The following is a 22,181-nucleotide window of genomic DNA, read 5'->3' as shown; positions in this document are numbered from 1 at the left end:
CCGCCGGTTGCGAGCCTGATCCCATGTTCGATATCGGCTGGACCGAACTTCTGCTGATCGGCGTCGTGGCGCTGGTCGTCGTGGGTCCGAAGGACCTGCCCGGTATGTTTCGCACTCTGGGGCGGTTCACCGCCAAGGCGCGCAACATGGCCCGCGAGTTTCAGCGCGCGATGGATGATGCCGCCGATCAGTCCGGGGTTCGCGAGACCGTCGACGATCTCAAGGACATCGCCAATCCGCGCAAGCTCGGGCTCGACCGGTTGAACGAGGCTGCCGACCGGTTCGAGAAATGGGAGCCGAAGCTGCCCAAGCCCGGCGAAGGCGCCAGCCACACGACCGATGCGCGGGCGGCCAAGGCCGAGAAGATCCGCAGGGCCATGGCCGAAACGGGGGCGGCAAACCGTGCCGCGCCAGAGGCCGCCGAGGGTGAGACTCCGGCGCCGGAAGACAGCTCCGGCCAGATGCCCGCCCAGACGCCCGACAAGACGAGCGATGCATGACCAGCGATGACATTGACGATACCTCCGCGCCGCTGATCGAGCATCTGGCCGAACTGCGCTCGCGCCTGATCTATGCGCTGGCGGCCTTCGTCGCGGCGATGGTGGCCTGTTTCACGGTCTGGAACCCGCTCTTCAATTTCCTGACCCATCCGATCTGCTCGGCCCTGGCCGAGCGCGGGCAGGAATGCGGGCTCTATCTGATCAAGCTGCAGGAAGGCTTCTTCGTCGCGATCCAGATTTCGCTGGTCGGCGGCTTCGCACTGGCCTTTCCCTTCATTGCCTTCCAGCTCTGGCGCTTCGTTGCCCCGGGGCTTTACCGCTCGGAGAAGCGCGCCTTCCTGCCCTTCCTGCTGGCCTCGCCCTTCATGTTCATTCTTGGGGGCGCCTTCGCCTATTTCGTCATCACGCCCCTGGCCTTCGATTTCTTCCTGGGCTTCCAGCAGACAGGTTCGCTTGGCGCCGAGGGCGGCGGTCAGTCCGAAACCGCGGGCATCACCTTCCATGGCTCGGTGCAGGAATATCTGTCGCTGACGATCAAGTTCATCCTGGCCTTCGGGCTCTGCTTTCAGTTGCCGGTGCTCCTGACCTTGATGGGCAAGGCCGAGCTGGTCTCGGCGGCGGGCCTGGGCTCGGTGCGGAAATATGCAGTGGTGGGCATCCTCGTGCTCGCCGCGGTCGTCACGCCCCCCGACGTGATCACCCAGGTGATCCTGTTCACGGTGGTCTACGGGCTTTACGAGATCTCGATCCTTCTGGTTCGGCGCGGCGAGAAGAAGCGCGAAAAGGAGCTGCGCGCCCAAGGCCTGTGGTTCGACGAGGATGAGGACGTGGCAGAGGACGGGGCAGAGGACGGGATGCCGGCCGGGCCCGAAGGAGAGCCCCGGCCATGACGGCGCAAGCGACAGAGCTCGCCTTCGGCCCTGAGGCGGCCGACAGCCTGCGGCGCATCGCCGAGGCGCTGGAACGGCGTTATCCTGCGCCGGCTGCGGCCCCCGATTTCGCGGCAGCCGAGGCGTTTCTCTGGCATGTCGCGCCGGACCGGCTGAGCCCGGTTCCCGAGGTCAACCGGGTCGATCTGACGCTTCTGCAGGGGATCGACCGTTCGCGCGACACTCTGCTCGAGAATACCCGCCATTTCGCCCGGGGCCTTCCCGCCAATAACGCGCTTCTCTGGGGCGCGCGCGGCATGGGCAAGTCGAGCCTTGTCAAGGCGGTCCATGCCGCGGTGGCGGCCGAGGGGCATCCGCTCAAGCTGGTCGAGGTGCAACGCGAGGATCTGCCCTCGGTCGGGCGGCTGCTGGGGCTGCTGCGGGGAGCCACCGAGCGCTTCGTGCTCTTCTGCGACGATCTTTCCTTCAGCCATGACGACCAGCATTACAAGTCGCTCAAGGCGGTTCTGGACGGCGGCGTAGAGGGGCGGCCCAGGAATGTGGTCTTCTACGCCACCTCGAACCGACGCCACCTGATGCCCCGCGACATGATCGAGAACGAACGTTCGACCGCGATCAGCCCTTCCGAGGCGACCGAAGAGAAGGTGTCGCTTTCGGACCGGTTCGGGCTCTGGCTCGGGTTCCATCCCTGCAGCCAGGACGAGTATCTGGCGATGATCGGCGCCTATTGCGCGGCCTATGGGATCGCGACCGATCCGGAAATCCTCCGCGCCGAGGCGATCGAATGGCAAGCCACGCGCGGGGCGCGTTCGGGCCGGGTCGCCTGGCAGTTCTTCACCGATCTCGCGGCGCGTCGCGGTGTCCGGATCTGACCGCCCGATTCCCCGCTTCTTCTTGGCTTAAATACCCATACCGGCGCCGCAGGCGCCGGTTGAAAAATCTTCGGCGAAGATTTTTGCCCGCAAGGCGCCCCCGCAAGCGGGGGTGCCTTACGGTGTCAGATAGGGCATCGGATCGACGCTTTCGAAGCCCTTGCGAAGCTCGAAATGCAGGAAGGCGGGGTTGCCGGAGCGGACCTGTGCCAAGGTCTGGCCGCGGGTGACCTTGGCCCCCTTCTGCACCGCGATTCCGTCGATATTGGCATAGACCGACAGCATGTTGTCGGCATGGCGCACGACGAGGATCGGAACCTGGTCGGTGTCGCGGGTGATCGCGGCGACGGTGCCGTCGGCAGCCGCCTTGACCGACGTGCCGGCCTTGGCCGAGATGTCGACCCCGTCATTCTTGCCCTTCTGATAGCCGCGGATGATGCTGCCCGAGACAGGCATCGCGAAGCGGGCTGCTGGGGCGCTCTGTTCCTTGGCCATCTGTGGCGAGGCCGGAACGGCGGGCTTGGCCGTGGTCTCGGGCCTGGGCAGGGGCGTGGCCGCCGAGGGCGGGGTCGGGACGGCCGAGCCCTGACCGGGCCTTTCGGTGGTCTGGCTGGTCGCCGCTGCGGCAGAGGCGGCTGCCGTCGCCGGGCCGCTCTGGCGGCTCTGTGCGCTCGCCACCGGGATCAGCAGATACTGTCCCTCGCGCACGGTCAGGTCGGGGCCGAGCCCGTTCCAGTCGGCCAGCGCGCGCGGCGTGACATTGTAAAGCCGGGCAATCGAATAGGCGGTCTCGCCCCGCGCCACCTTGTGCCGGACCGGTTCCTGCCCTGCGGGCTGGCTTGCCGCCGGGGCGGTGCCTCCGGCCCGGTCGAGCGCATTGCCCGCCAGCGTCGCGATATCGACCTGGCCTGCAGGGGTGATGGTGCCATTGCCGGGCGGGGCTGCGGCGATGGCGCCTCCGGGCTCGGCGACCCGGCGGGGCAGGGCGATGATCTCGCCATTGTTCAGCCGAACATCCTCGTTCATGCCGTTATAGGCGGCGAGTTCCGAGACGGGCAGGCCGACCCGGGCGGCCACATCCGTCAGCCGGTCGCCACTGCGCGCCACTGCCACCTGATAATTCGGGTAGGAGATCACGCCGCGCTGATCGGGCTCGGGCCGGGGGGCGGCCTCGACCCGCGGCGGTGAGGGGTTGTTGCCGAGATTGCGGAAATCATAGTCCCAGCCGCTTTCGCAGCCGGCGACCAGGGTCATCCCCAGGCCAAGGGCCAGAAGCCGGGCCGGCAACCGGCGGGCGGGGAAAATAGGGTCCATCGCTCGATCCTCGCTGCGTACGGGGCCCGTTTCGCCGGACCCTCGCCTCTCTCTTTTCCTGCCTCGGCCTCAGTCCTGGCCAAGCCCCTCGAGGAGGGGCACGAACCGGACCTGCCTCAGCTCGTCATAGTCAAAGCCGTTCTCGCCGCGGGTGACCTTGATCAGCCGCTGCACCGTGTCGGACTGACCGACCGGCACGATCATGATACCGCCAACCCGCAACTGCGCCAATAGGGGCCCCGGCGGGTCCTCGGCGGCGGCGGTCACGAGAATGCGGTCGAAGGGCGCCTGATCGGGCAGCCCGCGCGAGCCGTCGGCGGCCATCGCGGTGACATTGGTCAGCCCCAGCGCCTCGAACCGTTTCTGCGCCGCGGCGGCAAGCCTGCGATGGCGTTCCAGCGTATAGACCCGGCGCGAGAGCCGCGACAGCACCGCCGCCTGATAGCCCGAGCCGGTGCCGATCTCGAGCACCTTGTTGCGCGGTTGCAGGTCCAGCGCCTGGGTCATGATCGCGACCACCGAGGGCTGGCTGATGGTCTGGCCGCAGGCGATGGGCAGGGGCGTGTCCTCATAGGCGTGCTGCGCGAAATGGCCGGTAACGAACTGGCCGCGGTCGATCTCCTCCATCGCGGTCAGCACACGCCTGTCGGTCACGCCGCCGGACCTGAGCGCGAACAGGAACTGCATCTTGCGCTCTGCGGTCGAGTGGTCGTTCATCCCAGTCGGGCCTTCACATCGGCAATGCAGTCATGTGCGGTCAGATCGGCCCGAAGCGGCGTCACCGCGATATAGCCATCGAGGTTCAGCGCCGCATCCGAGCCGGCCGCGGTGGGCAGGTTCTGGGCGCCGCCCCGGATCCAGAGGAACTTGCGGCCCGAGGGCGACAGGTGCGGCTCGACCCCGAAGGAGGCATCGCGGCGGTAGCCCTGCGGCCCCACCCGCAGCCCCTTGACCTGATCGGCCGGGACGGGCGGGAAATTCACGTTGTAGAACAGCCGGTAATCGGCGCTGTCCCAGGGGGCGGTGTCAAGCAGAGCGTTGACCGTGGCGGCGCCATGGGCGGCTGCGGCCTCGAATTGCAGGTCTTCGTCGAAATTCAGCGGGCCGAGATATTGCGACAGCGCGATGGCGGGCAGGCCCTGCAGCGCGGCTTCCATCGCGCCGCCGATGGTGCCGGAATACAGCACGTTCTCGGCGGCGTTGTTGCCGCGGTTGACGCCCGAGAGCACCAGATCGGGCCGGGCATCGGTCATCACGTCGTAAAGCCCGGCCAGCACGCAATCGGCGGGCGAGCCCTCGGCGGCGAACCGGCGCGGACCCAGCTCGGCGATCATCATCGGGCGGGTATAGGAAATCATGTGACCCACGCCCGATTGCTCGAAAGCGGGGGCGACGACCCAGACCTCGCCGGTGGGACCGGCCACTTCGGCCGCAATGGCCTCGAGCACCGCCAGCCCGGGCGCGTTGATCCCGTCGTCATTCGTGATGAGAATGCGCATATCTGCTCAACCTTGCCTTATTTCCCTTCCATAGTGGAGCGGGCCCGAGGCGTAAAGGCGATGCCGGGGGCTGCGGCCGGAAACCTTTCCGGACGGGGATGTCGTCGCCCCGCCCCGAAGAGTGCCCGCCCCGGGGTGGGGCAGGCATGGGGCAGGAAGGTCTTTGCGGTGCGGGGCGCGGGAACCGGGACGGGGGCTCAGGCCAGCCCCAGCTCGGCGGCCAGACGGCGCGCCTCGTCGGCCGGGCGTGCCAGCGTGTCGGTCTTCTCACCCGGATAAAGCCGGTTGCGGTGGTTCGTGGGCATCGGCGCGGGCACGAAGCGACGGACATGCACGTCCTGAAGCCGGGCCTGCTCGGCCTCCCAAGCCTGGAACAGCGCGCGCTGTGCGGCCTTGCAGGCGGCATAGGCGCCCAGGAAGGGGCCTTCGGCCGGATCGTCGATCAGGACCGCGCTGCCGCCGCCCGTGGCGGCGCGCAGAAGCGGCGCGACGAAGGATACAAGCACGCCCAGCGCCTCGACATCGGCCTTCACCGCCTTGGTCCAGAACGGCAGGTCGATCTGCTCGGCCGGGCTGAAGGGCGGCGACTGGATCGCGGCATGGACCCAGAGATCGACATGACCCCAGCGGTCATAGATCCCCCGGCACAGCGTGCGCATCGCGTCGGTTTCGGTGATGTCCATGGGCGCCAGCGTCGCGCTGCCGCCCAGGGCCTTGATCCGGTCGTCGAGTTCCTCGAGCGCACCGGTGGTGCGGCCGACCGCGACGACATGATAGCCGGCGCGCGCCAGCTCTTCGGCCACCGCCGCGCCGAATCCGCGCGAGGCGCCAGTCACAAGGGCAAGTTTCTGGTCTGTCATGGACGGTCCTTGGAATACCTGAGCGATGGCGTCAAGATCCCGGTCCCGGACGGGACCGGCCGGGCGACAATCCGGCGCAGGCGGCTATTCGGCCGCCTTGGTCTGGAAGCCCTTCTGGATCATGTCGCTGGGCGCCACCGGGTATTCGCCCGAGAAGCAGGCATCGCAATATTGCGGGCAGCGGTCGTTTCGGCCGGCAGCCTCGCCCGCGGCCCGGTACAGCCCGTCGAGCGAGATGAACCGGAGGCTGTCGACGCCCAGATAGTCGCACATCTCGTCCTCGGACATGCGGCTGGCCAGAAGCTTGTCGCGGTGGGGCGTGTCGACGCCGTAGAAGCAGGGCCAGGCGGTCGGCGGGCTCGCGATCCGGAAATGGACCTCGGCCGCGCCCGCATCGAGGATCATCTCGCGGATCTTGCGGCTGGTCGTGCCGCGCACCACGCTGTCATCGACGAGGACGATCCGCTTGCCAGCGATCAGGGCGCGATTGACGTTCAGCTTGAGCCGGACCCCCATGTTGCGGATCTGCTCGGTCGGTTCGATGAAGGTGCGGCCCATATACTGGTTGCGGATGATCCCCATGCCGTAGGGAATGCCGCTTTCATGGCTGAAACCGATGGCGGCGGGGGTGCCGCTGTCGGGCACCGGGCAGACCAGATCGGCCTCGACCGGCGCCTCGCGGGCCAGCTCGATCCCGATCTGGCGGCGGGTCTCGTAGACCGAGCGGCCGCCCAGGATCGAGTCGGGGCGCGAGAAATAGACATGCTCGAAGATGCAGAAGCGCGAGGAGCGGTGTTCGAACGGGTGGAAGCTCTCGACGCCCTTCTCGGGCGAGATCAGCACCATTTCGCCCGGGGCGACCTCGCGCACGAATTCGGCGCCGATGATGTCGAGCGCACAGGTTTCCGAGCTCAGAACCCAGCCCTCGCCGATCCGGCCCAGCACCAGCGGCCGCACCCCCAGCGGGTCGCGCACGCCGATGAGCTTGGTGCGGGTCATGGCGACCACCGAGAAGGCGCCCTCGACCCGGCGCAGCGCGTCCTTCATCCGCTCGGGGATGGTCTTCTGAAGCGAGCGCGCCATCAGGTGGATGATGCATTCGCTGTCGGAGGAACTCTGGAAGATCGAGCCGTGCTGGATCAGTTCGCGGCGCAGCGCCTCGGCATTGGTGATGTTGCCGTTATGGGCGATGGCGGCGCCGCCCATCGAGAATTCGCCGAAGAAGGGCTGCACGTCGCGGATCGCGGTCTGGCCCTTCGAACCTGCGGTCGAATAGCGGACATGGCCGATGGCCAGCGACCCGGGCAGGGTCTCCATCAGGCTGGCCTTGGTGAAGTTGTCTCGGACATAGCCGAAGCGGTGCGCGGACTGGAACCCGCTTTGGGGCGCGTAGGCGACGATGCCGCCGGCCTCCTGGCCGCGATGCTGCAGCGCATGCAGGCCGAGCGCCACGAAATTGGCGGCATCCGCCAGGCCGATCACGCCGAAAACGCCGCATTCCTCCTTGAGCTTGTCATCGTCGAAGGGATGTGCGGGCGGCATGGTGCGGGTGGAATGCGGGCGCATGGGCGGGGGCTCCGAATCCGTCTGGTGAGGTTGGGCTCTCTCTAGTCGGTCCGGCGCGCGGTGTCACGAAAGGATCATGAATAAAGCTTCACGGCCCCGCGACGCAGGCGGAGGCGGGGCAGTGAAGACGGGCCGCCGAGTGCTGTGGCGGGCCTTTATTGCGGCGCGCCACAGGTGCCGACGAGCTGTTCGTATTGGGTGGTCAGCCAGCCCAGCGCCTGTTCGGGGTCGGCCTCGGCGATCTTGGCGGTCAGCGAGGCGAAGACCGCCGACGAGCGCGAATTTTCGACCGCCGGGAAGCTGTGATCGGTGATCACCATGCCGTAGACGAAGAAGGCGACCGCCACCAGCAGCGCGCCGCGCGCCGCGCCGAACAGAAAGCCGAGGCTCTGGTCGACGCCCCCCAGCACCGAGCCCTGGATCATCGAGGACAGGAGCGGCGTGAACAGAGACACGATCACCAGGGCCACCGCGAAGACCGCCGCGAAGGAGGCCATGATCGAGATCTCGCAGGAACTGCCGATGAAATCGCCCAGGTAAGGGATCTCGCGCACCAGCGGCTCGGCCTGGGGCGCGAAGGTGAAGGCCATGAGTGCGGCGATGATCCAGCCCGCGATCGCCATGATCTCGCGCACCATCCCCCGGGAATAGGCGAGAATGGCCGAAACCAGGATCACGGCGGCAACGATGCCGTCAACGACGGTGAATGATTCCATGGACTCGTCCCTCCTCGGGCTAACCGGCGCCGAAAATTTCCCCGACGAAGGCGGTCAGGTCGGGCATCTGCCGCACCGTCATGCCTCCGGGTGCGCCGAGCTTGCTGCGTTCGGGCGCGATGGCGCTGGAAAAACCAAGTTTCAGCGCCTCTTTCAACCGGTTTTCGGTCTGGGCCACCGGACGCAACGCCCCGGAGAGGGAAATTTCCCCGAAAAGCACGCAATCGGGCGGCAATGCCACATCTTCGCGTGCCGATAACAATGCGGCCGCGACCGCCAGATCGGCGGCGGGCTCGGTCACCTTCAGCCCGCCCGCCACGTTCAGATAGACATCGAAGCCCGCGAAGGGGATGCCGCAGCGCGCCTCTAGCACGGCCAGCGTGGTCGAGAGCCGCCCGGCATCGAGCCCGACCGCGCTGCGTCGCGGTGTGCCCAGCGGCGAGGGGGCGACCAGTGCCTGGATCTCGGTCAGCACCGGCCGGGTGCCCTCGATGCCCGCGAAGACGGCCGCGCCCGGGGCAGGGGTGCCGCGTTCGGACAGGAACAGCGCCGAAGGATTCGCGACCTCGGCAAGCCCGCCGCCGGTCATCTCGAACACCCCGATCTCGTCGGCCGGGCCGAAGCGGTTCTTGACGCTGCGCAGGATCCGGAACTGGTGGCCGCGTTCGCCCTCGAAATAGAGTACCGTGTCGACCATGTGCTCGACCACGCGCGGGCCCGCGATCTGGCCTTCCTTGGTGACATGGCCGACCAGCATCACCGCGGTGCCATGACGCTTGGCGAAGACGGTCAGCTCATGCGCCGAGGCGCGCACCTGGGCGACCGAGCCCGGCGCGCTGTCGACCATGTCGGCCCAGAGCGTCTGGATCGAATCGAGAATCGCCAGATCGGGCTTTTCGGCCTCGAGCGTGGTCAGGATCGCGCGCAGGTCGGTCTCGGTGGCGAGCTTCACCGGTGCCTCGGCCAGCCCCAGCCGTCGCGCCCGCATCCGGACCTGGGCGCTGGCTTCCTCGCCCGAGATGTAAAGGCATTTGAGCCCCTGATTGGCGAAGGCGGCGGCGGCCTGCAAAAGCAAAGTCGACTTGCCGATGCCCGGATCGCCGCCGACCAGAATCGCCGAGGCCGGCACCAGCCCGCCGCCCAGCACCCGGTCGAATTCGCCCAGACCCGAGGCGGCGCGGGGCGGCTCGGGTTCCGAGGTCGCCAGATCGCTGAGCGCCAGCCGCCGGCCGCGCGCGGGGCCCAGGGATTTCGAGGCCGGGCCCGCGCTCAGGGGCGCATCCTCGACGATGGTGTTCCAGGCGCCGCAGGCGTCGCAGCGCCCGGCCCATTTGCTCTGGGTCGCGCCGCAGGCGGTGCAGGTGAAGACGGTTGTCGGTTTGGCCATGCCCCTAGCTGCCCGAGCCGGGGCGCCGTTTCAAGGCCGCATCGCGCGGGCCCGGCTTGCCCCGGGGGCGGGGCCGCGGCTAGGCTTCGACGCGACAGCCGATGGGAGGGGCAGGATGCAGGACGGGCTCGAGATCGTCATCGACGGGCGGGGCGTGGCGCGGCTGACGCTGCGGCGGGCGGAAAAGCACAATGCGCTGTCCTCGGATCTGATCGCGGCGCTGACGGCGGCGGCAGGGCGGCTTGGCGCCGATCCGTCGGTGCGGGCGGTGGTGCTGACGGGCGCGGGCGAAAGCTTCTGCGCGGGGGGCGACCTGGGATGGATGAAGGCGCAGATGCAGGCCGATGGCGCCAGCCGCGCCACCGAGGCGCGCAAGCTTGCGGCCATGCTGCGCGCGCTCAACGAGATGCCGAAGCCGCTGATCGGCCGGGTCCAGGGCCAGGCCTATGGCGGCGGCGTCGGGCTGATTGCCGTCTGCGACGTGGCGATCGGGGTCGAGACCGCTCGGTTTGCCCTGACCGAAACCCGGCTCGGGCTGACGCCTGCCACGATCGGTCCCTATGTCGTGGCGCGGCTCGGGGCGGCTCGGGCCAGGCGGGTGTTCATGTCGGGGCGGCGTTTCGACGCGGCCGAGGCGGTCGGGCTGGGGCTTCTGGCGCGTGCCGTGCCCGACGCGGCGCTGGAGGCGGCCGTCGAGGCCGAGATCGCGCCCTATCTGGCCTGTGCTCCGGGCGCGGTCGCGCTGGCCAAGGCGCAGGTCCTGAGCCTCGGGCCGCGGATCGACGAGGCGGCGATCGAGGCCAGCATCGCGCAGCTTGTCGCAGCCTGGGAAACGGAGGAGGCTGCCGAGGGAATCGCGGCCTTCTTCGCGCGTCGCAAACCGGCCTGGAGCGGCACGGCCGAGCCCTGACGCCTCTCGACGGCAAGGCGTAAACGGGCCGAAAACAAGGCAGAAACCCAGATTTTACGGCGCTTTGATGGCAAAAGCCGGAGTGTCGCATTTTCAATGCGCACGACTGTATACATTTCCGCTGAGGCGCTGTAACAGAGGGGCGCGGATCGCGGGGCGGGCCTGTTGACCCTCTGCCGCGCCCCCGACTAACGTCACGGTCGGAAAACCAGTGCGCGTGGCACCGGGCCGCGCGCGGCAAGATAGGGAGACCAAGGTGGACCAGCTCCTGAGCAACTACCTTCCCATTGCGATCTTCTTCGGCATGTCCATCGCGCTGGGGCTTATCCTCATGCTGTCGGCGGTGATCGTGGCGGTCCGCCACCCCGACCCCGAGAAGCTTTCTGCCTATGAATGCGGCTTCAACGCCTTCGACGATGCGCGCATGACCTTCGATGTCCGGTTCTACCTCGTGGCGATCCTTTTCATCATCTTTGACCTCGAGATTGCATTTCTCTTCCCTTGGGCCGTCGCTTTCGGCACCATCGGTCTTGTCGGGTTCTGGTCGATGATGGTTTTCCTTGCCGTTCTGACGATCGGCTTTGCCTATGAATGGAAGAAAGGGGCGCTCGAATGGGCGTGATGACCGGCCCCAATACTGCCGGGGGCGACCGCGAGGTGGCCACCCAGGCGCTGAATGCCGAGCTGCAGGACCGGGGTTTCCTCGTGACCTCGACGGCCGACATCATCAACTGGGCGCGCACCGGCAGCCTGCACTGGATGACCTTCGGCCTGGCCTGCTGTGCTGTCGAGATGATGCAGGTCTCGATGCCGCGCTACGATCTGGAGCGCTTCGGCACCGCGCCGCGCGCAAGCCCGCGCCAGTCCGACCTGATGATCGTCGCGGGCACGCTGACCAACAAGATGGCGCCCGCGCTGCGCAAGGTCTATGACCAGATGCCCGAGCCGCGCTATGTGATCTCGATGGGATCCTGTGCCAATGGCGGCGGCTATTACCACTATTCCTATTCGGTGGTGCGCGGCTGCGACCGCGTGGTGCCGGTCGACATCTACGTGCCGGGCTGCCCGCCCACGGCCGAAGCCCTGCTTTACGGATTGTTGCAGCTTCAGCGCAAGATCCGTCGCACCGGGACCATCGTGAGGTAAGCCATGGATGAGTCGCTGAAAGAACTCGGCGCCCTGATCGCGGCCAAGCGCCCCGACTGCGTGATCGGCTGGGAGGTCGCGCATCGCGAGCTCAATATCGACGCCGCGCCGGCCGCGATCGTCGCGCTGACCGAATTCCTGCGCTCGGATGCGGGCTGCCGGTTCTCGTCGCTGGTCGACATCACCGCCGTCGATCATCCCGAGCGCGAGGCCCGCTTCGTCGTGGTCTATCACTTCCTGTCGATGTACCAGAACCAGCGGATCCGTGTCCGCTGCGCGCTGCGCGAGGACGAGATGATCCCCTCGATCGTGTCGGTCCACCCCTCGGCCAACTGGTTCGAGCGCGAGGTGTTCGACATGTTCGGCATCATCTTCTCGGGCCATCCCGACCTGCGCCGGCTGCTGACCGATTACGGCTTCCGCGGCCATCCGCTGCGCAAGGATTTCCCGACCACCGGCTATACCGAGGTCCGCTATGACGAGGCGCAGAAGCGCGTGGTCTACGAACCGGTGAAGCTGGTGCAGGAATTCCGCCAGTTCGACTTCATGTCGCCCTGGGAAGGCGCCGATTATATCCTGCCCGGCGACGAGAAGGCGAAGGCCTGATGGAACGGTTCTGCGACAGTCCCGTCATCGCCCGCTCCGGCGGCAAAGACGATCGCGCGGCCGCTCTCCGGCCGGGGCGGCAACATGGTTTCGGGGCCGGCGCGGCCACCCGGATCGAGGTGTGAGATGAAGGACAACGCCTTTCAGGACGTGCGGACCGGCGAACAGAAGATCCGCAACTTCAACATCAACTTCGGCCCGCAACACCCTGCGGCGCACGGGGTTCTCCGGCTTGTGCTGGAACTTGACGGCGAGATCGTCGAGCGTGCCGACCCGCATATCGGGCTGCTTCACCGCGGCACCGAGAAGCTGATGGAAAGCCGCACCTATCTGCAGAACCTGCCCTATCTCGACCGGCTCGACTATGTGGCCCCGATGAACCAGGAACATGCCTGGTGTCTGGCCATCGAGAAGCTGACCGGCACCGAGGTGCCGCGCCGCGCGCAGCTGATCCGTGTGCTGTTCTCGGAAATCGGCCGGGTGCTGAACCACCTGCTGAACGTCACCACGCAGGCGATGGATGTCGGCGCGCTGACGCCGCCGCTCTGGGGCTTCGAGGAACGCGAGAAGCTGATGGTGTTCTATGAGCGGGCCTGCGGGGCGCGGCTCCACGCCGCCTATTTCCGGCCCGGTGGGGTGCACCAGGACCTGACGCCGCAACTGATCGAGGATATCGACGCCTGGGCGGAGGACTTCCCCCGCGTGCTCGATGATATCAACGGCCTGCTGACCGAGAACCGGATCTTCAAGCAGCGCAACGTCGATATCGGCGTCGTTTCCGAGCAGGACATTCTCGACTGGGGATTCTCGGGCGTGATGGTGCGCGGCTCGGGGCTGGCCTGGGACCTGCGCCGGGCGCAGCCCTATGAATGCTACGACGAGTTCGAGTTCGACATTCCGGTGGGCAAGAACGGCGATTGCTACGACCGCTATCTGGTGCGCATGGAAGAAATGCGGCAGTCGACCCGGATCATTCGCCAGGCCTGTGCCAAGCTGCGCAAGGAACCGGGCGAGATTCTGGCCCGGGGCAAGATCACGCCGCCGAAACGGTCCGACATGAAGACCTCGATGGAAGCGCTGATCCATCACTTCAAGCTTTACACCGAAGGCTTCCACGTCCCCGCCGGCGAGGTCTATGCCGCGGTCGAGGCGCCGAAGGGCGAATTCGGCGTCTATATGGTGGCCGATGGCACCAACAAGCCCTACCGCGCCAAGCTGCGTGCCCCGGGCTTCCTGCATATGCAGGCGATGGATTTCATCTCGAAGGGCCACATGCTGGCCGACGTGGCGGCGATCATCGGCACGCTCGACATCGTCTTCGGCGAGGTCGACAGATGACCTGCGCCGCCCAACCCCAAGTTTTCGAAGAGTTTTGCGACCGATGCTGAGACGCCTTCACCCCGAGCAGCCCGACAGTTTCGCCTTCACGCCCGAGAACCGCAAATGGGCCGAGGCGCAGCTGACGAAATATCCGGAAGGCCGTCAGGCCTCGGCCGTGATCCCGCTTCTGTGGCGGGCGCAGGAGCAGGAAGGCTGGCTGACGCGTCCGGCGATCGAGCATGTCGCCGACATGCTGGGCATGGCCTATATCCGCGTGCTCGAGGTCGCGACCTTCTACTTCATGTTCCAGCTCGCGCCGGTGGGCTCGGTCGCCCATGTGCAGGTTTGCGGCACCACCTCCTGCCTGATCTGCGGCGCCGAGGACCTGATCTCGGTGTGCAAGGAAAAGATCGCGCCCGAGCCGCATATGCTCTCGGCCGATGGCCGGTTCAGCTGGGAAGAGGTCGAATGCCTCGGCGCCTGCTCGAACGCGCCGATGATCCAGGTCGGCAAGGATTATTACGAGGACCTCACCGCCGAGAGCCTCGCTGCGATCCTCGACAAGCTGGCGCGGGGCGAGGTCCCGGTGCCGGGGCCGCAGAACGGCCGCTTCGCCTCGGAGCCCAAGGGCGGGCTCACGAGCCTGACCGATGGCGAGAAGGTCAATGAACATAATGCTTCTGCCGCCCGCGCTCTGGCGGTCGGTGACGGCATCAAGCGGATCGACGGAACGGAAGTGCCGCTTCTGACGCCCTGGCGGGGCGCGGGGGCTGCGGCGGAAGACGTCAAGACAGACGGAAGCTAAAGCGTTACAAATGGCGTCGGAGAACAACCGTCGTAGCGGAGAGAACGCATGAACATTTCTCGCACAGAAGCAAGATTCAAGTTTGCCATCTTCTGGTGGCTGGTCGCCGCGCTTTGCGGGCTGACCGTGGCCACCATCGGCTATGGTGTCGGCCTCTGGGCCCTGGGCGCCTTCGTCGGCGGCTTCGGCACCTTCATCGTTGCCGGCGTCGTCCTGACCTGGGCCTTCTGCCATACCGATGCCGAATTCTCGGCGATGGTGGCCAAGAAGCGCGAGGCCATGGCCGCCATGAAGCCCTATCGCGACGCCAATGCGGCGATCGTGATCCCGAACCGTCCGAAACCCGGCGGTCCGAAAGTGGCGCCGACCGTTCCGAGATCCGCGCCGAAGGCGCCCGCCGCCGCTCCCGCGGCCCGGGTCGCGCCGAAGGCCGCCGTTGCGGAGACCGCGTCCCCAAAGCCTGAGGCGGCGCCCACTGCCGCCCAAGAAAAGGTGGGGAACGGTCCTGCCGCGCTGTCGGCTCCCAGGGCCGGTGGTGCCGACGACCTGAAGAGGATCAAGGGCGTCGGTCCGAAACTCGAGAAGCAGGTGAACGATCTGGGGATCTACCACTACGACCAGATCGCATCCTGGACGGCCGAAGATGTGGCCTGGATGGATGAGAACCTGGAAGGCTTCAAGGGCCGTGTCAGCCGGGATGACTGGGTGGCACAGGCCAGGGCTCTGGCCAGCGAAGGCTGAGCCCGGCAGGGGATGACCCGGCGCCGCTTGTCGGCAGGGGGCGTCCTTCTGCACAGACGATACGATTGTGCCCGGCGGGCGGCGATGCCTGCCTGCCGGACGCGCCAAGACCCAGCAGGCCGTGAGGCCGCGTCAGGACAACACAGCGGGGACGAACCATGCTGACGGATCAGGATCGGATCTTTACCAATCTTTACGGGATGTCCGACCGCACACTTTCCGGCGCGCGCGCCCGCGGACATTGGGACGGCACGGCTCAGATCATCGCCAAGGGCCGCGACTGGATCATCGACGAGATGAAGAAATCCGGTTTGCGCGGCCGTGGCGGGGCGGGTTTCCCTACCGGGCTTAAATGGTCCTTCATGCCGAAGGAAAGTGACGGAAGGCCGCACTACCTTGTCATCAATGCCGACGAGTCCGAGCCCGGCACCTGCAAGGACCGCGAGATCATGCGGCATGACCCGCATACGCTGATCGAGGGCGCGCTGATCGCCTCGTTCGCGATGCAGGCCCATGCCTGCTACATCTACATCCGCGGCGAATATATCCGCGAGCGCGAGGCGCTGCAGGCGGCCATCGACGAGGCCTATGATGCCGGGCTTCTGGGGCGGAACGCCGCGAAGACCGGCTGGGATTTCGATCTTTACCTTGCCCATGGCGCGGGCGCCTATATCTGCGGCGAGGAAACCGCGCTTCTGGAAAGCCTCGAGGGCAAGAAGGGCATGCCGCGGATGAAGCCGCCGTTCCCGGCGGGGGCCGGGCTTTACGGCTGCCCGACCACGGTCAACAATGTTGAATCGATCGCGGTGGTGCCGACCATCCTGCGTCGCGGCGGCGACTGGTTCGCCTCGTTCGGGCGTCCGAACAATGCCGGCACCAAGCTCTTTGCGGTCTCGGGGCATGTGAACCGGCCCTGCGTGGTCGAGGAAAGCATGTCGATCGGCCTGCGCGAGCTTCTCGACCGCCATTGCGGCGGCGTGCGCGGCGGCTGGGAAAACCTCAAGGCGGTGATCCCGGGCGGCTCGTCGGTGCCGCTTCTGCCGGCCCAGATCTGCGAAGACGCGATCATGGATTTCGACTGGCTGCGCGAGCAGAAATCGGGCCTGGGCACGGCGGCGGTGATCGTGATGGATCAGTCGACCGATGTCATCAAGGCGATCTGGCGTCTGGCCTCGTTCTACAAGCATGAAAGCTGCGGCCAGTGCACGCCCTGTCGCGAAGGCACCGGCTGGATGATGCGGGTGATGGACCGTCTGGTGCGCGGCGAGGCAGAGATCGAAGAGATCGACATGCTCTTCGACGTGACGAAGCAGGTCGAGGGCCACACCATCTGTGCGCTCGGCGATGCCGCAGCCTGGCCGATCCAGGGCCTGATCCGGCATTTCCGCGACGAGATCGAGGACCGGATCCGCGCCCGCAAGACCGGCCGTACCAGCGCGGTGGCGGCCGAGTGAACGCGATTGCGGTCATATCGCCCCTGGCCCGGGCCGCGGCGCTTGCCGCTGGGCTTGGCGCGGGGCTTGCTGCCGCCACGGTGTCGGCCGCGGGCGCCGATGCGCGTCCGGCGCTTGGCGAGCAGGCCGAGATCGTCGGGGGGCTGCAGGTGATCGCCACGGCGAACATGATCCGCAAGAAATGCCCCTCGATCGAGGCCCGGATGCTGACCGCCTATGGCTACATGCAGAGGCTGAAGACGAAGGCCTCGCGGCTGGGCTATCCCGATGCCGAGATCCGGGCCTTTGTCGATGACAAGGCCGAGAAGGCGCGGGTCGAGGGCGCCGCCCGCGACTGGCTGGCGGCCCGGGGCGTGCGCTTCGACGAGCCCCAGAGCTATTGCCCCGTCGGCCTGGCCGAGATCCGGTCCCGGACCGAGATCGGCCGTCTTCTGAGGACGCGCTAGTCATGGCGGTGCGGGCAGGAACTGACGGGATGGCGGCCGGGCGGACCGCGCCCGCGACAGGAACGGGCGCAGGGCGCGCCCGCTTCGTGATCTAGGATACGCGCGCCCCGCCGGACCGGGGCGGGACGACGCAGCAAGCGACAAGGCAAGAGCATGGCAGAGCTACGCAAGATCATCATCGACGGCACCGAGATCGAGGTCGACCCGGCCATGACGGTGCTTCAGGCCTGCGAGGTTGCCGGGATCGAGATCCCGCGCTTCTGCTATCATGAACGCCTCTCGATCGCCGGCAACTGCCGGATGTGTCTGGTCGAGATCGTCGGCGGCCCGCCGAAGCCCGCCGCCTCCTGCGCGATGCAGGTCAAGGATCTGCGGCCCGGCCCCGACGGCGCGCCGCCGGTCGTGAAGACCAATTCGCCCATGGTCAAGAAGGCCCGCGAGGGGGTGATGGAGTTCCTGCTCATCAACCACCCGCTCGACTGCCCGATCTGCGACCAGGGCGGCGAATGCGACCTGCAGGACCAGGCCATGGCCTATGGCGTCGATTTCAGCCGCTACCGCGAGCCCAAGCGCGCCTCTATCGACCCCGATCTGGGCCCGCTCGTCGGCACCTGCATGACCCGCTGCATCTCCTGTACCCGCTGCGTGCGCTTCACCACCGAGGTGGCGGGCATCACCCAGATGGGCCAGACCGGGCGCGGCGAGGATGCCGAGATCACCTCCTATCTGGGCCAGACGCTCGACAGCGAGCTGCAGGGCAACATCATCGACCTTTGCCCGGTCGGTGCGCTGACCTCGAAGCCCTACGCCTTCACCGCCCGGCCCTGGGAGCTGACCAAGACCGAGACCATCGACGTGATGGACGCGCTCGGCTCGAATATCCGTGTCGATACCAAGGGCCGCGAAGTGATGCGGATCCTGCCGCGCAACCATGACGGCGTGAACGAGGAATGGATCTCGGACAAGACCCGCTTCGTCTGGGACGGCCTGAGACGCCAGCGGCTCGACCGGCCCTATATCCGCGAGAACGGCAGGCTGCGTCCGGCAAGCTGGGCCGAGGCGCTGCGCGCCGCCGCCGCCGCCATGACCGGGCGCAAGGTGACCGGTCTGATCGGCGATCTGGCCCCGGCCGAGGCGATTTTCGCGCTGAAATCGCTGGTCGAGGGGCTGGGCGGTACCGTCGAATGCCGGACAGACGGCGCCAGGCTGCCGGCGGGCAACCGCTCGGCCTATGTCGGCACCGCCGCCATCGAGGATATCGACAGCGCGCGGCAGATCTATCTGATCGGCAGCAATCCGCGTGCCGAAGCGCCGGTGCTGAACGCACGGATCCGCAAGGCCTGGCTGCATGGCGCGGCGGTGCACCGGGTCGGTCCTGTCGTCGATCTGACCTATGACGTGATCGAGGAAGGCACCGACCGCGCCGCGCTGCTCCGGCTGGCGGGCGCGGCCGAGAAGACCGAGAACGCGCTGGTGATCGTCGGGCAGGGGGCGCTGACCGAGGCCGATGGCGAAGCCGTCCTCAGCCAGGCGATGGCGCTGGCCGGTCGGCTGGGCGCGGGCCTCCTGGTGCTGCATACCGCGGCGTCGCGGGTCGGCGCGATGGATCTGGGCGCCGTGACCGAAGGCGGCATCGAGGCCGCGACCGGCGGGGCCGAGGTGATCTACAATCTCGGTGCCGACGAAGTCGAGATCGGTGCCGGTCCCTTCGTGATCTATCAGGGCAGCCATGGCGATCGCGGGGCGCATCGTGCCGACGTGATCCTGCCCGGCGCGGCCTATACCGAAGAGGCCGGTCTGTTCGTCAATACCGAGGGCCGGCCGCAGCTGGCGGTTCGCGCGGGCTTCCCGCCGGGCGAGGCCAAGGAAAACTGGGCGATCCTGCGGGCGCTGTCGGCCGAGCTCCAGGCGAAGCTGCCCTTCGACACCCTGACCCAGCTGCGGCGCAAGCTGACCGCGGTGCATCCCGATCTGGGACTGGTCGACGAGGTGATCGAGAACCACTGGCGCCCGCTTGAACTGTCCGAACCGGGCAAGGCCGAGTTCCGCTATGCGGTCAGGGATTTCTACCTGACCAACCCGATCGCGCGGGCCTCGGCGCTGATGGCCGAGCTGTCGGCCAGTGCCAGCGCCCGGCGCGCGGCGCCGATGGCGGCCGAATAGGGGTGACCTGCGGGGCGCGGCATATGGCGGGGCTGGCCCTCGCGGTTGCGACCGGCAGCACGGCGGGCTGTTCGCCCCTGCCCGGTGCCAGCGCCCCGGGCCGCGCGCCCGCCTATCTCGGCGCCGAGACGGTGGCGCTTAAGGACGGTCTGGTCTCGGTCGCGCTGCGGATGCGCGCGCCTGACGGGGTCGGGGGGCTTGACGATTACGGGCGTTGCGCGGTTGCGCGCCATGCGCTCGACAACGGCTACGGCTTCGCGCGCCATCTGCGCACGACGCTTGGCCGGGAAGGGGGCGGCGTCTGGACGGCGGACGCGGTCTACATGATGACAAGGACGTTTCCGCGAGGCGTCAGCCGGGTCGATGCCCGGCAGGAAATACGGGACTGCGCCGCGCGGGGCATACCGACGGTCTGAGGAATGACGAGGCGAGATGGCTGACTTCATGGATACCGGCATTGGGCTGGCGCTGACGATCATGGGACATGGCCTTCTGGTCATTGCCTTCGTGATGATCTCGCTGCTGTTCCTGGTCTATGGCGACCGCAAGATCTGGGCGGCGGTGCAGATGCGGCGCGGGCCCAACGTGGTGGGGGTGTTCGGGCTGCTGCAGACCGTCGCCGACGCGCTGAAATACGTGGTCAAGGAGGTGATCATCCCGGCGGGGGCGGACCGGCCGGTCTTCCTGATCGCGCCGCTGATCGCCTTCGTGATGCCGCTGCTCTGCTGGGCGGTGATCCCGTTCTCGGACCGGCTGGTGATGGCCGACATCAACGTTGCCGTGTTGTACATCCTCGCGATCTCCTCGCTCGAGGTCTACGGCGTGATCATGGGCGGCTGGGCCTCGAACTCGAAATACGCCTTCCTCGGCTCGCTGCGCTCGGCGGCGCAGATGATCTCGTACGAGGTGTCGATCGGGCTGATCATCATCGGCGTGATCCTCTCGACCGGCTCGCTGAATTTCGGGGATATCGTCGCCGCCCAGGATGGCCGCTTCGGCTTCCTGTCCTGGTACTGGCTGCCGCATTTCCCGATGGTGTTCCTGTTCTTCATCTCGGCCCTGGCCGAGACCAACCGCCCGCCCTTCGACCTTCCCGAGGCCGAGTCGGAACTGGTCGCGGGCTATCAGGTGGAATACGGCTCGACGCCCTTCCTGCTGTTCATGGCCTGCGAATATATCGCGATATTCCTGATGTGCGCGCTGATGAGCATCCTGTTCTTCGGCGGCTGGCTGTCGCCCATCCCGGGCCTGCCCGACGGCGCGATCTGGATGGTCGGCAAGATGGCGGTGTTCTTCTTCCTCTTCTCGATGGTCAAGGCCATCGTCCCGCGCTACCGCTACGACCAGCTGATGCGGCTGGGCTGGAAGGTGTTCCTGCCGATGTCGCTGATCTGGGTTGTCGCGGTGGCCTTCTTCGCTCAATTCGAACTGTTCGGCGGCGCCTATGCCCGCTGGGCGGTGGGAGGCTGACATGGCTGCAATCGACTGGCAAAGGGCGGGCAAGTACTTCCTGCTTCTGGACTTCTTCGAAGGCTTCAAGCTCGGGATGAAGTATTTCTTCGCCCCCAAGGCCACGCTGAACTATCCGCATGAGAAGGGGCCGCTCAGCCCGCGCTTCCGGGGCGAGCATGCGCTCAGGCGCTATCCCTCGGGTGAGGAGCGCTGCATCGCCTGCAAGCTCTGCGAGGCGATCTGCCCGGCCCAGGCCATCACCATCGATGCCGAACCCCGCGAGGACGGCTCGCGCCGGACCACGCGCTACGACATCGACATGACCAAGTGCATCTATTGCGGCTTCTGCCAGGAGGCCTGCCCGGTTGATGCCATCGTCGAGGGCCCGAATTTCGAATTCGCGACCGAAACCCGCGAAGAGCTGTTCTACGATAAGGCCAAGCTGCTGGAGAACGGCGACCGCTGGGAGGCCGAGATCGCCCGCAACCTCGAACTGGATGCGCCCTACAGATGAGCGGATACGCGAAACTCTTCGAACAGATGCTGGAGCAGAGCCACAAGATGGCCCGCACCTTCAACCCGGCGCTGGAGAGCTTCCAGGTGCACGGGTTCGACAAGCTGATCCCGACCATGCCCAAGGATTTCATGGACATGATGTGGGGCAACACGTTCAACCCCGAGGGGCTGGACAGCAAGACCCGGCTTCTGGTCGTGGTCGCGGGGCTGACGGTCCTGGGCGCGCAGGCCGATGCCCAGTTCAAGATCGCCGTGCGCCATGCGCTCGAGGCGGGGGCTACGGAACGCGAGATTGCCGAGGTGATCTACCAGATGGCGATGCTGGGCGGCATTCCCGCCATGAGCCGGGCGCTGGACCTGGCGCAGGCGGTATTCGACGACAAGGACGAGGAGACGGGCAAATGACCCTGGGTGAATTCGCGTTCTATGCGTTTTCGGTGGTGACCGTGGTCTCGGGCCTGTTCGTGGTCCTGGCACGCAACCCCGTGCATTCGGTCCTGTGGCTGATCCTGGCCTTTCTCAGCTCGGCCGGGCTCTTCGTGCTTCTGGGCGCCGAGTTCGTCGCGATGCTGATGGTCATCGTCTATGTCGGCGCCGTCGCCGTCTTGTTCCTCTTCGTGGTGATGATGCTCGATGTCGATTTCTCCGAGCTCAAGGCGAAGATGGCGGCCTATTTCCCGATTGCGGGGCTGATCGGCGCGGTGTTCCTGGCCCAGCTGGTGCTGGTCTTCGGGGTCTGGAAAAGCTCGGACGGCGCCGCTGCGCTGCGGGGCGCGCCGACGCCGGACCCGGCCGAGATCCACAACACTCTGGCCCTGGGGCAGCTCATCTATGTCGACTACATCCATCTCTTCCAGGCTGCGGGGCTGGTGCTTCTGGTCGCGATGGTCGGCGCCATCGTGCTGACCCTGCGCCACCGGCCGAACGTCAAGCGTCAGAACGTGCTGGCGCAGATGTACCGCGATCCGGCGAAGGCGATGGAGCTGAAGGATGTCAAACCGGGGCAGGGGCTGTGAAC

Annotated in this window: 24 protein-coding genes and 1 pseudogene; 18 read left to right on the top strand and 7 right to left on the bottom strand. The window is 67.0% G+C overall.

Annotated elements, in window-relative coordinates; translation table 11 throughout:
• The first annotated feature begins 23 nt into the window (after positions 1–23).
• Genes tatB through ACK8CO_RS03500 form a run of 3 tightly spaced genes read left to right on the top strand, consistent with a single transcriptional unit; the run spans position 24 to position 2,262 of the window.
• Positions 24–500, top strand: coding sequence for a Sec-independent protein translocase protein TatB (tatB, locus tag ACK8CO_RS03510; RefSeq protein ID WP_080615768.1), 477 nt, complete (start codon positions 24–26; stop codon positions 498–500).
• Entirely contained in the window at positions 497–1,390 is an 894-nt protein-coding gene (gene tatC / locus ACK8CO_RS03505; RefSeq protein ID WP_414898184.1) for a twin-arginine translocase subunit TatC, read from the top strand. Before tatB ends, tatC begins: the two co-directional genes overlap by 4 nt.
• Positions 1,387–2,262: an ATP-binding protein gene (locus ACK8CO_RS03500; protein ID WP_414898183.1), complete on the top strand. Its 876-nt coding sequence runs from the start codon at positions 1,387–1,389 to the stop codon at positions 2,260–2,262. The genes tatC and ACK8CO_RS03500 overlap by 4 nt, the downstream gene beginning before the upstream one ends.
• 117 nt (positions 2,263–2,379) lie before the next feature.
• On the opposite strand, the gene ACK8CO_RS03495 is transcribed toward ACK8CO_RS03500, so the two are convergent.
• The 7 genes from ACK8CO_RS03495 to radA form a co-directional block, all read right to left on the bottom strand.
• A complete protein-coding gene (locus ACK8CO_RS03495) occupies positions 2,380–3,576 on the bottom strand; it encodes a peptidoglycan DD-metalloendopeptidase family protein (RefSeq protein ID WP_080615771.1) in 1,197 nt (398 codons plus the stop codon).
• Positions 3,577–3,645: 69 nt separating this feature from the next.
• Positions 3,646–4,293, bottom strand: a complete 648-nt coding sequence (locus ACK8CO_RS03490) for a protein-L-isoaspartate(D-aspartate) O-methyltransferase (protein ID WP_080615772.1) — start codon at positions 4,291–4,293, stop codon at positions 3,646–3,648.
• Positions 4,290–5,075 (bottom strand): 5'/3'-nucleotidase SurE, encoded by a 786-nt coding sequence (gene surE / locus ACK8CO_RS03485; protein WP_414898182.1) that lies wholly within the window; start codon positions 5,073–5,075, stop codon positions 4,290–4,292. The genes ACK8CO_RS03490 and surE overlap by 4 nt, the downstream gene beginning before the upstream one ends.
• Before the next feature lie 197 nt (positions 5,076–5,272).
• Positions 5,273–5,935, bottom strand: a complete 663-nt coding sequence (locus tag ACK8CO_RS03480; protein WP_080615774.1) for an SDR family NAD(P)-dependent oxidoreductase — start codon at positions 5,933–5,935, stop codon at positions 5,273–5,275.
• A gap of 84 nt (positions 5,936–6,019) precedes the next feature.
• On the bottom strand, positions 6,020–7,477 hold the full coding sequence (gene purF, locus ACK8CO_RS03475; protein WP_080617971.1) for an amidophosphoribosyltransferase: 1,458 nt from the start codon (positions 7,475–7,477) through the stop codon (positions 6,020–6,022).
• Positions 7,478–7,656: 179 nt separating this feature from the next.
• Complete coding sequence (locus ACK8CO_RS03470; protein ID WP_080615775.1) at positions 7,657–8,217, bottom strand: CvpA family protein; 561 nt, start codon at positions 8,215–8,217, stop codon at positions 7,657–7,659.
• 19 nt (positions 8,218–8,236) lie between these two features.
• Positions 8,237–9,604 (bottom strand): DNA repair protein RadA, encoded by a 1,368-nt coding sequence (gene radA, locus ACK8CO_RS03465; protein ID WP_080615776.1) that lies wholly within the window; start codon positions 9,602–9,604, stop codon positions 8,237–8,239.
• Positions 9,605–9,719: 115 nt separating this feature from the next.
• Between radA and ACK8CO_RS03460 the strand changes: the two genes are divergently transcribed.
• From ACK8CO_RS03460 to ACK8CO_RS03390, 15 genes and pseudogenes are all read left to right on the top strand, one after another.
• Positions 9,720–10,514 carry a crotonase/enoyl-CoA hydratase family protein gene (locus ACK8CO_RS03460; protein WP_414898181.1) on the top strand — a complete coding sequence of 265 codons (795 nt, stop codon included), beginning with the start codon at positions 9,720–9,722 and terminating at the stop codon, positions 10,512–10,514.
• A gap of 304 nt (positions 10,515–10,818) precedes the next feature.
• The gene (locus tag ACK8CO_RS03455; RefSeq protein WP_202923896.1) at positions 10,819–11,136 is read left to right on the top strand and encodes an NADH-quinone oxidoreductase subunit A; all 318 of its coding nucleotides are present in this window, start codon (positions 10,819–10,821) and stop codon (positions 11,134–11,136) included.
• A complete protein-coding gene (locus tag ACK8CO_RS03450) occupies positions 11,127–11,660 on the top strand; it encodes a NuoB/complex I 20 kDa subunit family protein (RefSeq protein ID WP_178390569.1) in 534 nt (177 codons plus the stop codon). The genes ACK8CO_RS03455 and ACK8CO_RS03450 overlap by 10 nt, the downstream gene beginning before the upstream one ends.
• A gap of 3 nt (positions 11,661–11,663) precedes the next feature.
• A complete protein-coding gene (locus tag ACK8CO_RS03445; protein WP_414898180.1) occupies positions 11,664–12,266 on the top strand; it encodes an NADH-quinone oxidoreductase subunit C in 603 nt (200 codons plus the stop codon).
• A gap of 126 nt (positions 12,267–12,392) precedes the next feature.
• On the top strand, positions 12,393–13,604 hold the full coding sequence (locus ACK8CO_RS03440) for an NADH-quinone oxidoreductase subunit D (RefSeq protein ID WP_414898179.1): 1,212 nt from the start codon (positions 12,393–12,395) through the stop codon (positions 13,602–13,604).
• A gap of 43 nt (positions 13,605–13,647) precedes the next feature.
• A pseudogene (nuoE, locus tag ACK8CO_RS03435) lies at positions 13,648–14,373 on the top strand (NADH-quinone oxidoreductase subunit NuoE); the annotation flags it as partial.
• 66 nt (positions 14,374–14,439) lie between these two features.
• Positions 14,440–15,132 carry a hypothetical protein gene (locus ACK8CO_RS03430; protein WP_414898178.1) on the top strand — a complete coding sequence of 231 codons (693 nt, stop codon included), beginning with the start codon at positions 14,440–14,442 and terminating at the stop codon, positions 15,130–15,132.
• A gap of 158 nt (positions 15,133–15,290) precedes the next feature.
• Complete coding sequence (gene nuoF / locus ACK8CO_RS03425) at positions 15,291–16,586, top strand: NADH-quinone oxidoreductase subunit NuoF (RefSeq protein ID WP_414898177.1); 1,296 nt, start codon at positions 15,291–15,293, stop codon at positions 16,584–16,586.
• On the top strand, positions 16,583–17,032 hold the full coding sequence (locus ACK8CO_RS03420; RefSeq protein ID WP_414898176.1) for a DUF5333 domain-containing protein: 450 nt from the start codon (positions 16,583–16,585) through the stop codon (positions 17,030–17,032). The genes nuoF and ACK8CO_RS03420 overlap by 4 nt, the downstream gene beginning before the upstream one ends.
• 153 nt (positions 17,033–17,185) lie before the next feature.
• The gene (nuoG, locus tag ACK8CO_RS03415; RefSeq protein ID WP_414898175.1) at positions 17,186–19,195 is read left to right on the top strand and encodes an NADH-quinone oxidoreductase subunit NuoG; all 2,010 of its coding nucleotides are present in this window, start codon (positions 17,186–17,188) and stop codon (positions 19,193–19,195) included.
• A gap of 23 nt (positions 19,196–19,218) precedes the next feature.
• Positions 19,219–19,611 (top strand): hypothetical protein, encoded by a 393-nt coding sequence (locus ACK8CO_RS03410; RefSeq protein WP_231119254.1) that lies wholly within the window; start codon positions 19,219–19,221, stop codon positions 19,609–19,611.
• Positions 19,612–19,627: 16 nt separating this feature from the next.
• Positions 19,628–20,665, top strand: coding sequence for an NADH-quinone oxidoreductase subunit NuoH (nuoH, locus tag ACK8CO_RS03405; protein WP_080615784.1), 1,038 nt, complete (start codon positions 19,628–19,630; stop codon positions 20,663–20,665).
• A 1-nt stretch (position 20,666) separates the two neighbouring features.
• Positions 20,667–21,161 (top strand): NADH-quinone oxidoreductase subunit NuoI, encoded by a 495-nt coding sequence (gene nuoI / locus ACK8CO_RS03400; RefSeq protein WP_075786502.1) that lies wholly within the window; start codon positions 20,667–20,669, stop codon positions 21,159–21,161.
• On the top strand, positions 21,158–21,568 hold the full coding sequence (locus tag ACK8CO_RS03395) for a carboxymuconolactone decarboxylase family protein (protein WP_080615785.1): 411 nt from the start codon (positions 21,158–21,160) through the stop codon (positions 21,566–21,568). The genes nuoI and ACK8CO_RS03395 overlap by 4 nt, the downstream gene beginning before the upstream one ends.
• Positions 21,565–22,179: an NADH-quinone oxidoreductase subunit J gene (locus tag ACK8CO_RS03390; protein ID WP_080615786.1), complete on the top strand. Its 615-nt coding sequence runs from the start codon at positions 21,565–21,567 to the stop codon at positions 22,177–22,179. Before ACK8CO_RS03395 ends, ACK8CO_RS03390 begins: the two co-directional genes overlap by 4 nt.
• The last annotated feature ends 2 nt before the right edge of the window (positions 22,180–22,181 follow it).

The sequence above is a fragment of the Rhodovulum sp. HP10 genome (assembly GCF_047553435.1).
In the GTDB taxonomy this organism is placed as follows: Bacteria; Pseudomonadota; Alphaproteobacteria; order Rhodobacterales; family Rhodobacteraceae; genus Rhodovulum.
The sequence above is the reverse complement of the archived record's forward strand: the minus strand, read 5'-3'. Positions and strand labels throughout refer to the sequence as shown.

Coding starts and splice junctions, on each gene's coding strand:
- tatB (WP_080615768.1), top strand. CDS start 24: ATGTTCGATATCGGCTGGACCGAACTTCTGCTGATCGGCGTCGTGGCG.
- tatC (WP_414898184.1), top strand. CDS start 497: ATGACCAGCGATGACATTGACGATACCTCCGCGCCGCTGATCGAGCAT.
- ACK8CO_RS03500 (WP_414898183.1), top strand. CDS start 1,387: ATGACGGCGCAAGCGACAGAGCTCGCCTTCGGCCCTGAGGCGGCCGAC.
- ACK8CO_RS03495 (WP_080615771.1), bottom strand. CDS start 3,576: ATGGACCCTATTTTCCCCGCCCGCCGGTTGCCGGCCCGGCTTCTGGCC.
- ACK8CO_RS03490 (WP_080615772.1), bottom strand. CDS start 4,293: ATGAACGACCACTCGACCGCAGAGCGCAAGATGCAGTTCCTGTTCGCG.
- surE (WP_414898182.1), bottom strand. CDS start 5,075: ATGCGCATTCTCATCACGAATGACGACGGGATCAACGCGCCCGGGCTG.
- ACK8CO_RS03480 (WP_080615774.1), bottom strand. CDS start 5,935: ATGACAGACCAGAAACTTGCCCTTGTGACTGGCGCCTCGCGCGGATTC.
- purF (WP_080617971.1), bottom strand. CDS start 7,477: ATGCCGCCCGCACATCCCTTCGACGATGACAAGCTCAAGGAGGAATGC.
- ACK8CO_RS03470 (WP_080615775.1), bottom strand. CDS start 8,217: ATGGAATCATTCACCGTCGTTGACGGCATCGTTGCCGCCGTGATCCTG.
- radA (WP_080615776.1), bottom strand. CDS start 9,604: ATGGCCAAACCGACAACCGTCTTCACCTGCACCGCCTGCGGCGCGACC.
- ACK8CO_RS03460 (WP_414898181.1), top strand. CDS start 9,720: ATGCAGGACGGGCTCGAGATCGTCATCGACGGGCGGGGCGTGGCGCGG.
- ACK8CO_RS03455 (WP_202923896.1), top strand. CDS start 10,819: ATGTCCATCGCGCTGGGGCTTATCCTCATGCTGTCGGCGGTGATCGTG.
- ACK8CO_RS03450 (WP_178390569.1), top strand. CDS start 11,127: ATGGGCGTGATGACCGGCCCCAATACTGCCGGGGGCGACCGCGAGGTG.
- ACK8CO_RS03445 (WP_414898180.1), top strand. CDS start 11,664: ATGGATGAGTCGCTGAAAGAACTCGGCGCCCTGATCGCGGCCAAGCGC.
- ACK8CO_RS03440 (WP_414898179.1), top strand. CDS start 12,393: ATGAAGGACAACGCCTTTCAGGACGTGCGGACCGGCGAACAGAAGATC.
- ACK8CO_RS03430 (WP_414898178.1), top strand. CDS start 14,440: ATGAACATTTCTCGCACAGAAGCAAGATTCAAGTTTGCCATCTTCTGG.
- nuoF (WP_414898177.1), top strand. CDS start 15,291: ATGCTGACGGATCAGGATCGGATCTTTACCAATCTTTACGGGATGTCC.
- nuoG (WP_414898175.1), top strand. CDS start 17,186: ATGGCAGAGCTACGCAAGATCATCATCGACGGCACCGAGATCGAGGTC.
- ACK8CO_RS03410 (WP_231119254.1), top strand. CDS start 19,219: ATGGCGGGGCTGGCCCTCGCGGTTGCGACCGGCAGCACGGCGGGCTGT.
- nuoH (WP_080615784.1), top strand. CDS start 19,628: ATGGCTGACTTCATGGATACCGGCATTGGGCTGGCGCTGACGATCATG.
- nuoI (WP_075786502.1), top strand. CDS start 20,667: ATGGCTGCAATCGACTGGCAAAGGGCGGGCAAGTACTTCCTGCTTCTG.
- ACK8CO_RS03395 (WP_080615785.1), top strand. CDS start 21,158: ATGAGCGGATACGCGAAACTCTTCGAACAGATGCTGGAGCAGAGCCAC.
- ACK8CO_RS03390 (WP_080615786.1), top strand. CDS start 21,565: ATGACCCTGGGTGAATTCGCGTTCTATGCGTTTTCGGTGGTGACCGTG.